Source organism: Streptomyces sp. NPDC005435, from assembly GCF_040703155.1.
Lineage (GTDB): Bacteria > Actinomycetota > Actinomycetes > Streptomycetales > Streptomycetaceae > Streptomyces.
The window spans coordinates 131,353-143,259 of the sequence record NZ_JBEXEQ010000004.1 but is presented as its reverse complement, the minus strand read 5'-3'; the positions used below and the strand labels follow the sequence as shown (position 1 = coordinate 143,259).

Below are 11,907 nucleotides of genomic sequence, written 5' to 3'. Positions count from 1 at the left end.
ACCGGCGGGGTGTCGCAAGGCACTTGGGCGGCCGGACGGCGAGGTGTCCGGGCACACGAAACGGCGGGCCACCGGGGAAACCGGTGGCCCGCCGTCGCGGTACGGGCTCGATCAGCGGTTGGCGGCGCCGTTGCCGGACAGGGCGGAGATGTCGTCCAGGATGTGCGAGAGCGGCTCGTCGCCCTTGGCCTGGGTGGAGTTCTCCACGCACTGCTGGTTCTGCGGCGAGGACAGGATCGGGATGTCCTGGACGCCGACGTTGACCAGGGCCAGCACCGACTGGGCGTTGAGCTTCGCGGGCAGGCCGATGCACGGCTTGTTCAGCGAGCCCTGGACCAGCGCGAGCTGCGGGCTCATGTCGCCGAAGGTGGCCGAGTTGCCGAACGACTGCGAGGCGCCGTTTCCGCTGAACGAGGTGGTGCCGTGGTCGTCACCGATGGCGAGGGCCTGCGGGGCGGCCACGCCCGCGAGACCGGCGACGGAGGCGGCGACAGCCGCGGTTGCCCACAGCTTCTTCATGTGCGTTCCCTTTCGAAAGGCGGACTCCGGGGAGGAGTTGCGTGATCGTCAACGGGGCGGCGGACACCGGGGTTGCGGTCTGTGCCCCTAACGGGGCAGCGCAGTGCGATGAGTTAACAAGCGCCCCCTCGTTCGTGGAGTCACGCCCAAGTGCCTTGACCCGCAAGCGAGTTCACCGGTGTCCGGACATGCCGACGGGCCGCCGATCGCTCGGCGGCCCGCCACGCGGGGCCCGCGAGGGGCCCCGGACATCCCCGGATCAGTGACTGATCAGTTGTTGCCGGCGCCGTTGCCGGACAGCGCGGAGATGTCGTCCAGGATGTGCGACAGCGGCTCGTCGCCCTTGGCCTGGGTCGAGTTCTCGACACACTGCTGGTTCTGCGGCGAGGACAGGATCGGGATGTCCTGCACGCCGACGTTGAGCAGACCCACCAGGGACTGGGCGTTGACCTTCGCGGGCAGACCGATGCAGGGCTTGTTCAGCGAGCCCTGGATGAGCGCCATCTGCGGGCTCATGTTGCCGTACGTGGCGGAGTTGCCGAACGCCTGCGAAGCACCGTTTCCGCTGAACGAGGTGGTGCCCGTGTCGTTGCCGATGGCCAGGGCCGGCGACGCGGCAGCGGCGGACGCACCGACAACGGAGGCGGCGACCGCGGCGGCGGCCAGAACCTTCTTGATCACTTGCGATTCCCTTCTGGAGAAACCCCGTCACCGGAGTGCCCGGCTCAACTGCCCCGCCTGCCGCGGGGTTCCTCCCGTTCACTCCGATGGCCCACACGGGATACGGCCGAAAGCCCGGTTTCCCAAGGGAAATCCGTATCCACTCCGTGCCGCGCCGAAATCCGATCGGGTGACATACCGCAACCATTCCGCCGCCCCGGGGTTGATGCCGGACAGGAACGTGCGTCTTGGCGTGGAGCCAGGGAAAGAGGAAAGCGAAATGCTGAAGAAGGCAATGGCCGCGGCCGCGGTCGCCGCGTCCTTCATCGGGGTGTCGGCGGCTGCCGCCCCCCAGGCTCTCGCCATCGGAAACGACACCGGCACCACGTCGCTGAGCGGCAACGGCGCCTCGGAGGCGTTCGGCAACAACGTCACCGGCGGCAACCTCAGCCCGCAGGCCACCCTGGTCCAGAGCTCGCTGAACAAGCTCTGCGTCGGCCTGCCCGTCAAGGCGGACGTCCAGTCGGTCCTCGCGCTGGTCAACGTCGGTGTCCAGGACATCCCGGTGCTGTCCTCGCCGCAGAACCAGCAGTGCGCGGAGAACTCCACCCAGGCGAAGAACGACGAGCCGCTCTCCCACCTGGTGGAGGACATCTCGGTCCTCGCGGGCAACGGCGTCGGCAACAACTGACGCCCACCGGGCCGGTTCGCCGGCCCGCACCGAAGGCCGCTCCCTTCCGGGGGCGGCCTTCGCCGTTTCCCGCGATATTCCGCGATTTCCGCCCCCGTCGAATCCTCCCCGACTCCGCCAACCTGTCAATTCCGTGGAGGCGTTCGAGTGAATTGAGGGGCGGCGCGCGTTCCATGGTTTCCTCGGCTGTCTATCCCTCGTTTCACAGCCTGCCGGTCATGGTGCGAGCCGTTCAAGCTGTGCTCGCTCGGTTTCGGCCGACATAAGGACATGACCGCAGAGAAGGGAAACACCATGAAGAAGACCGCTGCTGTCGTCGTCGGCGCCATCCTGGCCCTGGGCGGGGCGGCCCCCGCCTTCGCCGACGCCGGTGCCGAGGGTGCGGCCGTCGGTTCGCCGGGTGTCCTGTCGGGCAACGTCGTCCAGATCCCGGTCCACGTTCCGATCAACGTCTGCGGCAACTCGGTCAACGTCATCGCGCTGCTGAACCCGGCGTTCGGCAACGCCTGCGTCAACGGCTGACGCCACCGCCGCAAGGCACCAGCCGCACGGCTGCGTTCAGGCCGGCCCCGGACCGTCGATCCCTTCGAATCTGCGTTCCGGGGCCGGCCTTCCCACTTCTTCGAGCAGGAAGACCACGAGAGTGAGACAGACCCTCAGCAAGGGCATCGTCGTGGCCGCCGCCGCGGCCGCGACCGGCGTGCTGTCCTTGTACGGCAGTCAGGCGCTCGCCGATTCGGGAGCGCCGGGCGCGGGACAGCGCTCGCCCGGCGCACTGTCCGGCAACACCCTTCACGTACCGGTCCACGTCCCGGTCACCATCTGCGGCAACACCGTCGACGTCTCCGCCGCGCTGGACCCGGCCCTCGCCGAGTCCTGCGTCACCGGCAAGAGCGCCGGCCACCACGGCTCCTACGGTGCCGACGACTCCGACGACTCGGACGACTCCGGCTACGGCTCCGGCGGCCACACCACCCCGCCGCCCGCCTACGGCCACGCGACCACCGCGCCCGCGACGACACCGCCCGCGTCGTACGGCCACGACGAGACGACCGCTCCCGCCTCGTACGGTGACGACGACGAGGACGAGACCACCCCGCCGTCCTACGGCCACCACCAGACGAAACCGCCCGCGTCGTACGGTGATGACGACGAGGACGAGACGACGCCGCCGCCCGCCTACGGCGGCGACGACGAGACCAAGCCCCCCGCTTCCTACGGGGACGACGACGAGACGACCGCGCCGCCCGCGTACGGCGGCCACGAGACCAAGCCGCCGTCCTACGGGGACGACGACGAGACCACTCCGCCCTCGTACGGCGACGACGACGAGACCACGCCGCCGCCCTACGGCGGTGAGGAGACCACGCCTCCGCCGCACCACAGCACTCCGCCGCCCTACGGTGGCGAGGAGACCACTCCGCCTCCGTACGGCGGTGAGGAATCCACGCCTCCGCCGCACCACAGCACTCCGCCGCCCTACGGTGGCGAGGAGAGCACACCGCCTCCGCACACGCACCCGCCGCACACCTCGCCCCCGCCCCACACTCCGCCGCCGCACACGCACCCGCCGCACACGCCTCCGCCCCACGGCGGGCACCACCACCCGCACAAGCCGTCCCTTCCGCACACCGGTGGACAGGAGAAGCTCCTGATCGGCGCCTCGGCCGCCGGTGCCGTGCTGATCGCGGCCGGTGCGGTGCTGTTCCGGCGAGGCCGGGCAGCCTCCCGTCGGTAGTGCGCCGGGTGCCGGACCCGAGCGCCCGGCACACCGGCGGCACGCGGCGCCGTACCGCCACGGCGCCGTACCGAATCCTTCAGCGCCGGAGATCCTCCGGGGCCCCGCCACGCCGTCCCGGCAGGTTCCGGCCAGCCTGCCGGCCCCTTTGTGTGACCGGCGCCGTTCACCCGGGTGGCGGGGGACGGCCACCTGAAAGCCCCGCCGCGCTGGCGCGGACCCGCTTCCTGTGACTGGGTGTCAGGTACGGCGAGCGCAGAGACGAGAGGGGCGGTCATGGACGCACCGCGACGACGTGTCCGGCTGACGGCGGCCGTGGCCGCGGTCACCGCCTCGGCGGCGCTGCTGACCGGTTCCGGGTTCGCGACGGGAAAGGCCCCGGTGAGCGCGCGGGCGCCCGCCTTCGGGGCCTTCCTCGACTCCGGTCCGCTCGGTGTCGCCCGCATCGCCGAGCTGAGCCGCTGGCTCGGCGGGACCGAGCTGAAGGTCGCCCACACCTATCTGCCCGGCGGCCGCTGGAGCGACATCGAGGGCGACCCCGCCTTCCTGGCCCCCTGGGCCCACTGGCGCCGCGCCGAGGCCGACCGCACGCTCGTGCTCAACGTGCCGCTCCAGGAGCACAACGAGGAGCATCTTTCCGACGCGCGGGTACGGCAGCTGCTGCGACAGGGCGCGGACGGCGACTTCGACCAGCACTTCCGCACCCTGGCCCAGCACTTGGTGGAGGCGAAGGTCACGGACACCGTGCTCGTGCTCGGCTGGGAGATGAACGGCATCACCTACACCCACCGCTGCGGGCCCGACCCCGGGGCGTGGAAGGCGTACTGGAACCGGATCGTCACCGCCATGCGGTCGGTCCCCGGCCAGCGCTTCCGCTTCGACTTCGCACCCAGCCGGGGCCGCGACGCCGTCCCGTGGACCGAGTGCTACCCCGGTGACGACACCGTGGACATCGTCGGCATGGACTCCTACGACCAGCCGAGCGGCCTCTCCTTCGACGAGCAGGTGAGCGAGCCGTACGGCCTCCAGGCGCACGTGGACTTCGCCCGCGCCCACGGCAAGCCCGTCTCGTACCCGGAGTGGGGGCTCTTCCGCAACGGCGACAACGCCGCGTACATGCGGCGGATGCTCGCCTGGTTCGACGAGCACCGGCCGGTGTACAACACGCTCACGGACTACTGCCCGCACGGCGTCTGGCAGTGCTCGGCCAACCCGAGGGCGGCGGCGGTGTACCGGGCGGCGCTGTCGGGCGGGGCGGGGGAGCCGACGACGGGCGTCACGCCGACACCGACGCCGAGTGCTGCGCCGACGCCGACCCCGACGCCGAGTGGCACGCCGACACCCACGCCCACGGAGACGCCGAGCCCCTCGCCGTCTCCCACCGGGTCTCCGGCGCCGTCCCCCGACCCCGGACTCCCGGACGGCTGCGCGCCGTTGCTGCCGGACAGCTGGGTCCAGGAGTGGCTGGGGGAGGGGTTCTGTCTGCCGGCGACCCGGTGGCGGGGGATGCGCTAGCCGCGCCGGAGGTCCTGCCAGCGGTGCAGGACCTCCTTGCCGTGCCGCCGGGCCGCCACGTCGTACAGCGCGGCCGACAGCAGCGGGGCGGTGCGGCGGCGGGCCAGGAGGAGGCGGACGCTGGGGACGGGGTCGGGGCGCCAGTGGTGCTTGTACGGCTCGTCGCCGCGCATGAGGCTCAGGGTGCGGTGCGCGCCCGTACCGGCGTGGGCGGCGCAGGCGTCCAGGAGCATCACCGCGACGTCCGCGCGCAGGTCGCGCAGTTTCGGGTGGGCGCCGTAGAGGTAGCCGCCCGCGAGGCCGGGGGAGAGCAGGGTGACGTCGACGGCGACCACCTCCGTGCCGAGCAGGAACTCGGTCACCACCGCGTCCCCGGAGCGCGCCATCGCGCCCACCGCGCGCAGCAGGTGCGCGCCGAAGCGGGGCCGCAGATGCTCGGCCGTCACCTTGCGCCCGGCCCACTGCAGCCGGTGCAGCTCCAGGAGGCGGCGCAGCGCGCGGTCGGTGTCGTGGGGGCCGGCGACCCGGCGGGTGATGCCCAGCGCGGCCAGTTTGCGGAGCTTGGCGCGCACCCGCTGGGCCTTCTTCGACGGCAGCCGGCCGATCAGGTCGGCCATCGGGGCGGCGGGCAGTTCCAGGCACAGGGAGTCGGGCACCCGGCGGCGCGGTCCGGGCCAGCGGTCGTAGATCCGCTCGGCGGCGCCGCCGGGCCGTACCTCGCGCAGGTCGATCAGCGCGGTGCGGGCGGCGAGGGAGAGTTCGCGGGTGAGGGCGTCGGCGGCGCGGCCGTCGTCGGCGTCGTCGAGGAGGAGGTCGCCGTAGTCGCTGATCGCGCCGCCGAGCGGGACCAGCGCGGTGAGCGGGCTGCGGACCAGGGTCAGCGGGGCGGCGGCGACCAGGTCGGGGCCCGAGCGCACGAGGAGCAGCCGCAGCCGTCCGGGGCGGCCGTAGGAGCGCCACCAGGAGTGCAGCCAGGCGTGGCTCTGGAACGGGGTGGCGGTGGCGCACCGGCGGTGGAGCCGGGTCCAGGCCGGGGCGAGCGCGGCGAAGGCGCCGGGGTCGGTGACCAGTTCGGTGGTGAGCGCGGGACGGACGGTGCGGGCGGGGCGCGCCGCGTAGGTGGCCGTCACAGCAGGCCGGCGGCGTCGGCGGTGGCCGGGGCGGGCAGTGTGGCCGGGCGGCCGGGTTCCGGTTCGGGCCGGCGGCGCGGCCGGACCAGCAGGGCGAGGCCGCCGAGCAGTCCGCCCGCGCTCGCCCCGACCAGCCCCGTCACGGCGGCCGAGGGCGAACTCGGCTCGGTGGGCGCGACCGCGCGCGCGAACCGGCGCAGTTCCACATGGGTGTCGGCCGCCGCCGCGCCCGCCTGCGCGGTGAGCGCGTCCGCGACCGCGTTGGCCATGGCGGCGGCTTGCGCCGGGCGGGTGGAGGTGGCGGAGACGGCGACCATGGGGGCGTCCGGCGAGGTGGCCGTGCGCACGCTCTCCCGCAGGGTGCCGGTGTCCGTCCCCGCCTTCGCCTGCGCGGCGGCGAGCACGGCGGGCTGGGTGGCGATACGGCCGTACGCCTGGGCGAAGCCGAGCGCCGAGCCGGTGTCGGACCGCTCGGCGGGCACGGCGACGACATAGCTGGTCGCGGTGTAGGCGGGCGGCTTCACCAGGCCGTACGCGCCGCCGGACAGCCCGCCCGCGACGACCCCGGCCGCCACCAGCGACCAGGACGGCAGGCGGGGGAAGCGGGGACGCCGGTGTGGGTTCTCGGTCATGAGGGGCTGCCTCCCAGAGGGGTGCGGGACGAGGGGACGAGTGCCGCCGCGTAGACGTCCATCAGCCGGGCGGCGCTGCGGGTGACGCAGTAGTGGCGGGCGGCCTCCGGCGCGGTGCGCGGGCCGGGTCCGGCGGCGCGGACCCCGGCGAGCGCGGCGGCGTACGCCTCGGGGTCGCAGGGGATGCGCACGGCGTCCGGGGCGGCCCCGGACGGCAGGTCCTCGACGGCCGGGCAGGAGGAGTGGCGCACCGGCAGCCCGGCCGCCAGCGCCTCCACGACCGCCAGCCCGAACGCCTCCTCGGGGGACGGCGAGGCCAGCACGTCCATCGCGGAGGTCAGCGCGGGCAGATCCAGGCCGTCCGACTCATGGGCCAGATAAGGCCGTTCACCGGCGAACACCACCCGCTCGGCGACCCCCGCCTCCTCGGCACGGCGCCGCAGTCCGCCCTCCTCGGGGCCGCCGCCGACCAACAACAACCGTGTGTCGCGCGGGAGTTGAGCGAGGGCCTGGACAAGGACGTCGAAGCGCTTGCCCGGGGCCAGCCTGCCGATGCCGCCGACGACGAACGCGTCCTCCGGAAGGCCGAGTTGGGCCCGGGCGTGCTTCCGTGCGGCCGGGTCGTAACGGAAGCGGGCGAGGTCGATGCCGTTCGGTACGACCGCGATACGCGGCTCGGGGACGCCCCAACGGGTCAGCCGGTCGGCGACAGTCGGGGACACCGCGACCGTGGCCCGGCCGAGCCGCTCCCCGGCCAGATACAGCGCGCGCACACCGGAATCGAGCGGACGGCCTTCCATCTGTGTCTCGCCCAGGGAGTGTTCGGTCGCCACGATCGCGCGCACCCCGGCCAGCCGGGCCGCCAGCCGGCCGTAGAGGCAGGCCCGGTAGAGGTGGGTGTGCACCAGGTCGTAGCGGCCGCGCCGGATCAGGCGGGCCAGCCGGGGGAGCGCGGCCAGGTCGCGGTTGCCGGCCATGGCGAGGTCGGTCACCCGGACCCCGTCGGCACGCAGCCCGGCGGCCACCGGGCCGGGGTTGGTCAGCGTCACCACGTCGCACTCGACGGGCAAGTGACGCAGCATGAGCCGGAGTTGCTGCTCCGCGCCGCCCACGCCGAGCCCCGTGATGATGTGCAGCGCCCTCATCGCGGGCCCGGCACGGGACGGCGGCGCAGGCGGTGCAGCCGGTACTTCAGGAACAGCCGGGCGGCGCTGTCGCGCTCCCCGATGTGCACCCGGGGGAGCGCGTACGGTCCGGTCAGCGGGCCCGGGTCGATCGCGCAGGCGTACGCGTAACCGGCGGCGCGCACCGCGTCCCGCACCCGGCGGTCCACGGTGCCGTACGGGTAGCAGAAGCCGGCCGGGCTGCCGGTCAACTCGGCGAGGAGCGCGCGGCTTTGGGTGATCTCCGCGGCCAGGGTGCGGTCGTCGGCGCGGGTGAGGTCGAGGTGGGTCAGGCCGTGCGAGCCGATCTCCATCCCGGCGCGTTGGGCCTCGCGTACGGCGTCTGCGGTGAGCAGCGGTTTGCACGGGCCGGGGCGGTCCCAGGAGTTGTCGCCGCCGAGCCTGCCGGGCAGCACGAACAGGGTGGCCGTGCACTCCCAACGGGCCAGCACCGGAAGGGCGCCGGTGAGGAAGTCGGCGTACCCGTCGTCGAAGGTGAGGCCCACCAGACCGCGCCCGGCGCCCCGGGCCCGGGCGGCCAGCAGCTCGGCCACGCTCACCCCGCGCAGCCCCCGTCTGCGCAGCCACCGCAGCTGCCGCTCCAGCCGGGCGGGTGTGACGGTGACGCGGTACGGGTCGTCGGAGCGGTCGCCGACCGAGTGGTACATGGCGATCCACGGCGCCGGGCCGGGTCTGGCCCGGCCCGGGGAGCGGTGGCGGGGCAGGGACGCGGACTCAACGGAAGACGGCATGGGCGAGCCTCCGGGTGTGGGTGCGGACGGAACGGAGGGCGGGCGCGAGGCCCGGGGCGCCCGGGGGCAGGCCGAGCAGCGCGAACACGGCGGCGACGGTGACGGACCCCGCCGCGAGCCCGGTGAGCGCGCCGCCGGGCAGGCTCGCGGCGAACGCCCCGGCGGGCGCGGCCACGGCGGCCCCGCGCAGCGGACGGCTGAGCTCGGCCAGCACCCGCCGGACCCGGACCGGCACCCCGCGCCGCGCACCACGCCGCCGCGCGCGCATCCCGCCGAGCAGCAGGGCGGCGGTGAGCGTGATGCCGCTGGCGTTGGCGGCGGCGATCCCGGTCACGCCCCAGCGGCCGACCGCCGCCGCGCCGATCCAGGCGGTGACCGCGACCCCGCCGGCGATGGCGCCGACCGGATACCAGGCCGCGCGGCCCGCCGAGAAGTAGGAGCGGACCAGGACACCGGTCAGCGTCTGGCCGAGCAGACCGGCCGCGTACACCCGCATCACGCCCGCCGTCGCCGCCGTGTCCCCGGCGGTGAACGCGCCGCGCTGGAAGAGCAGTTGGACGATCTGCGGGGCGCACGCCAGCACCGCCGCCGTGCCGAGCAGCACCAGCGTGGCGGCGACCGCGAGGTCCCGCTCCACCCGGACCCGGGCCCGCTCGGTGTCGCCCTCGGCCAGCGCCCGCGCCACCACCGGGAAGGTGACCGTGCACAGCATCATCGACATGGTCATCGGAATCTGGGCGATCTTCTGGGCGTAGTTGAGATGCGAGATCGCCCCCGACGGCAGCCCCGAGGCGAGGAACCGCTCGATCAGCACCTGCGACTGACGGCACAGCGCGAACAGCAGCACAGTGGCCATCAGTTGAAGGTCGACGCGCTGGGCCGGAGGGGCCGGGCAGGGCTCGGCGGACAGGGACGGCTCGGTCTCCCGAGTACGTAAGCGCCGTACCAGGAAAGGCAGTTGGAGCAGCACCATCAGAACTCCGCCCAGCGCCACCCCGAACGCGGCCGAGCGCACGCCCCAGGCACCCCCGAGCGCGAACATCGCCGTCACGATGCCGGTGTTGTAGGCGACGTAGATCGCCGCCGGGGCCAGGAAGCCGCGGTGGGCGCGCAGGGCGGCGCTGCAGTATCCGGCGAGACCGAAGCTGAGCACACAGGTCGCGGTGAGCCGGGTGCAGTCCACGGCGAGCGCGGGGTCGGGCAGCCCGGGCGCCAGCAGCTCGACCAGTCCGGGCGCGGCCGTGGCGAGCAGCGCGCCCACCACCGTGAGGGCCAGTGCGAGGCGGGGCAGCGTACCGGCGACGAGCGCGCGCACCGGATCGCCCGGCGCCCCGCGCGCCCGGCGGGCCAGCGCCAAGCTGAACGCCGGGATCAGCGCGAACGCCAGCCCGTCCTCGATGAGCAGCGTGGCCGCGAACTCCGGCACGGTCCAGGCGACCAGGAACGCGTCGGTGTCCCGCCCGGCCCCGAACAGCCGCGCCAGCGACTGGTCCCGGACAAGCCCGAGCACGGCGCCCGCCGCCGAGAGGGAGGCGGTGAGGAGGGCGGCACGGGCGAGGAAACGGGGGGTGGTGGCGGGGGGTTCCGGCACGGGGGTGGCGGGGGCTGCCGGCGCCGGGGTGGCGGTGGGCTCCTGCACCGGGGTGGCGGGAGGCTCCGGCACCGGAGTGGCGGTGGGCTCCGGCACCGACGTGGCCGGAGGGGCCGGGTACGTCTCCGGTACGGGCTCCGGCAGCGGCGTGATGGTCACAGGACCCCCGCCTCCCGTGCCACCGGAACGCGTCCCGCGAGTCCCGCCCCGCTCCCAGCGGCGCGCCCCCGCTCCGCCCCGCCCGCCAGCGCCCACCATGCCACCAGCCCCAGCGCCACCGCCGTCAGCACGGTGGAGGGGCCCCCGATGTCGGCGTACCCGAAGTCCACCAGCAGCCAGACCAGCAGCCCGCAGCCGATGACGCCGTACTCCCGGCCCCCGCGCGCCCGGGTCGCCCGCAGCCTCCGCACCCCGAGCACCAGCAGCGCCAGCCAGGAGCCCGCGAGGCAGAGCAGGCCGGTCAGGCCCTGTTCGCCGAGGACGAGGAGGTACATGTTGTGCGGGGAGAGCAGCGGCTGCCGGCGGAAGCCCGCGCCCGCGCCCGCCGTGTCGCTGCCGGAGGACAGCGCCAGCGAGGCGTGTCCGTCGCGGTACTCCGGGAAGCCCTTCAACCCCACGCCGGTCAGCGGGTGTTCGCGCCACATGCCGGTCGCCGCCGCCCACATGGTGTACCGGTCGGTCACCGACTGGTCCGGCGCGTCCGCCACCCGCGTGATGCTGTCCAGCCGCTCCTGGAGCATCGCCGTACCCACCCCGAAGCCGCCCACCAGCACCACCCCGGCCGCCAGCGCGACCGCGCCCACCTTCAGCGCCCGGCGCGGCCCGGACAGCAGCAGCTGCACGGTCAGCGTCAGGGCGGTCGCGATCCAGGCACCCCGGCTGAAGGACAGCGCGAGCGGCACCGACAGAACGAGGGCGCAGCAGCCGGCGACCGCCCGCTCGCGAACGGGAGTCGAAGCAGTGGCCGACCCCCCGCCCAGCGCCACCCCCACCGCGCAGATCAGTCCGAACGACACCACCGTCGCCATCCCCATCACGTCCTGCGCCCCGAAGGTGCCGACCGCGCGGATGTCCTCGCCCTGGTAGGACGCGCCGGTCCCCGTGAGGTACTGCCGCACCCCGACCGCCCCCTCCCACAGCGCGAGCCCGATCAACGCCCAGACCAGCAGCCGGACATCGCGCCGGTCGCGGACGAGGAGCAGCACGGCCGCCGGGACCAGGACGAAGATCTGCAGGTAGCGGCCGAGGCCCGCGAGCCCCGCGCCGGAGGAGACCGCGCCCATCGCGGCCAGCGCCGTCCCGGCCACCGGCAGCCCGAGCACCACCGCGGCCGCAGGGGACAGCGGGCGCCGCCGCTCGCGCAGCAGCCGCAGGACGCAGTACCCGACGACCAGCGCGGAGGCCGCGTCGGCCGGTCCGGCGCCGCCGTCGCCCGACGGGGGAAGCGCCAGGAGCGCCACCACGGCGAGCACGGGCAGCACCGGACGGCGCCACAGCCACAGGGCGGGGCTCATCG

Annotated in this window: 12 protein-coding genes; 4 read left to right on the top strand and 8 right to left on the bottom strand. The window is 74.4% G+C overall.

Annotated elements, in window-relative coordinates:
- Window positions 1-111 precede the first annotated feature (111 nt).
- Together AB0898_RS07035 and AB0898_RS07030 are read right to left on the bottom strand one after the other, a co-directional pair.
- Window positions 112-519, bottom strand: coding sequence for a rodlin (locus AB0898_RS07035; protein ID WP_366801790.1), 408 nt, complete (start codon window positions 517-519; stop codon window positions 112-114).
- A 270-nt stretch (window positions 520-789) separates the two neighbouring features.
- Window positions 790-1,200, bottom strand: coding sequence for a rodlin (locus tag AB0898_RS07030; RefSeq protein WP_366801789.1), 411 nt, complete (start codon window positions 1,198-1,200; stop codon window positions 790-792).
- A 259-nt stretch (window positions 1,201-1,459) separates the two neighbouring features.
- On the opposite strand from AB0898_RS07030, the gene AB0898_RS07025 reads away from it, so the two are divergent.
- The 4 genes from AB0898_RS07025 to AB0898_RS07010 all read left to right on the top strand — a co-directional run bounded on the left by AB0898_RS07025 (window position 1,460) and on the right by AB0898_RS07010 (window position 5,123).
- Window positions 1,460-1,870, top strand: a complete 411-nt coding sequence (locus AB0898_RS07025; protein ID WP_366801788.1) for a rodlin — start codon at window positions 1,460-1,462, stop codon at window positions 1,868-1,870.
- A gap of 294 nt (window positions 1,871-2,164) precedes the next feature.
- Window positions 2,165-2,392 (top strand): chaplin, encoded by a 228-nt coding sequence (locus AB0898_RS07020; protein WP_199585860.1) that lies wholly within the window; start codon window positions 2,165-2,167, stop codon window positions 2,390-2,392.
- A gap of 121 nt (window positions 2,393-2,513) precedes the next feature.
- Entirely contained in the window at window positions 2,514-3,608 is a 1,095-nt protein-coding gene (locus tag AB0898_RS07015; RefSeq protein ID WP_366801786.1) for a chaplin family protein, read from the top strand.
- Between the two features lie 276 nt (window positions 3,609-3,884).
- A complete protein-coding gene (locus tag AB0898_RS07010; protein ID WP_366801785.1) occupies window positions 3,885-5,123 on the top strand; it encodes a glycosyl hydrolase in 1,239 nt (412 codons plus the stop codon).
- Here AB0898_RS07010 and AB0898_RS07005 read toward each other — a convergent pair.
- The 6 genes from AB0898_RS07005 to AB0898_RS06980 are packed head-to-tail and all read right to left on the bottom strand — an operon-like array spanning window position 5,120 to window position 11,905.
- On the bottom strand, window positions 5,120-6,253 hold the full coding sequence (locus AB0898_RS07005; protein ID WP_366801784.1) for a GNAT family N-acetyltransferase: 1,134 nt from the start codon (window positions 6,251-6,253) through the stop codon (window positions 5,120-5,122). The two genes, AB0898_RS07010 and AB0898_RS07005, sit on opposite strands and share 4 nt — an antisense overlap.
- Window positions 6,250-6,885 (bottom strand): lipopolysaccharide biosynthesis protein, encoded by a 636-nt coding sequence (locus AB0898_RS07000; RefSeq protein ID WP_366801783.1) that lies wholly within the window; start codon window positions 6,883-6,885, stop codon window positions 6,250-6,252. The genes AB0898_RS07005 and AB0898_RS07000 overlap by 4 nt, the downstream gene beginning before the upstream one ends.
- Complete coding sequence (locus AB0898_RS06995) at window positions 6,882-8,030, bottom strand: glycosyltransferase (RefSeq protein ID WP_366801782.1); 1,149 nt, start codon at window positions 8,028-8,030, stop codon at window positions 6,882-6,884. Before AB0898_RS06995 ends, AB0898_RS07000 begins: the two co-directional genes overlap by 4 nt.
- A complete protein-coding gene (locus AB0898_RS06990) occupies window positions 8,027-8,800 on the bottom strand; it encodes a polysaccharide deacetylase family protein (protein WP_366801781.1) in 774 nt (257 codons plus the stop codon). The genes AB0898_RS06995 and AB0898_RS06990 overlap by 4 nt, the downstream gene beginning before the upstream one ends.
- Window positions 8,784-10,550 carry a lipid II flippase MurJ gene (locus tag AB0898_RS06985; protein WP_366801780.1) on the bottom strand — a complete coding sequence of 589 codons (1,767 nt, stop codon included), beginning with the start codon at window positions 10,548-10,550 and terminating at the stop codon, window positions 8,784-8,786. The genes AB0898_RS06990 and AB0898_RS06985 overlap by 17 nt, the downstream gene beginning before the upstream one ends.
- Window positions 10,547-11,905, bottom strand: a complete 1,359-nt coding sequence (locus AB0898_RS06980) for an O-antigen ligase family protein (protein ID WP_366801779.1) — start codon at window positions 11,903-11,905, stop codon at window positions 10,547-10,549. Before AB0898_RS06980 ends, AB0898_RS06985 begins: the two co-directional genes overlap by 4 nt.
- Between the last annotated feature and the right edge of the window lie 2 nt (window positions 11,906-11,907).

Coding starts and splice junctions, on each gene's coding strand:
- AB0898_RS07035 (WP_366801790.1), bottom strand. CDS start 519: ATGAAGAAGCTGTGGGCAACCGCGGCTGTCGCCGCCTCCGTCGCCGGT.
- AB0898_RS07025 (WP_366801788.1), top strand. CDS start 1,460: ATGCTGAAGAAGGCAATGGCCGCGGCCGCGGTCGCCGCGTCCTTCATC.
- AB0898_RS07020 (WP_199585860.1), top strand. CDS start 2,165: ATGAAGAAGACCGCTGCTGTCGTCGTCGGCGCCATCCTGGCCCTGGGC.
- AB0898_RS07010 (WP_366801785.1), top strand. CDS start 3,885: ATGGACGCACCGCGACGACGTGTCCGGCTGACGGCGGCCGTGGCCGCG.
- AB0898_RS07000 (WP_366801783.1), bottom strand. CDS start 6,885: ATGACCGAGAACCCACACCGGCGTCCCCGCTTCCCCCGCCTGCCGTCC.
- AB0898_RS06995 (WP_366801782.1), bottom strand. CDS start 8,030: ATGAGGGCGCTGCACATCATCACGGGGCTCGGCGTGGGCGGCGCGGAG.
- AB0898_RS06990 (WP_366801781.1), bottom strand. CDS start 8,800: ATGCCGTCTTCCGTTGAGTCCGCGTCCCTGCCCCGCCACCGCTCCCCG.
- AB0898_RS06980 (WP_366801779.1), bottom strand. CDS start 11,905: ATGAGCCCCGCCCTGTGGCTGTGGCGCCGTCCGGTGCTGCCCGTGCTC.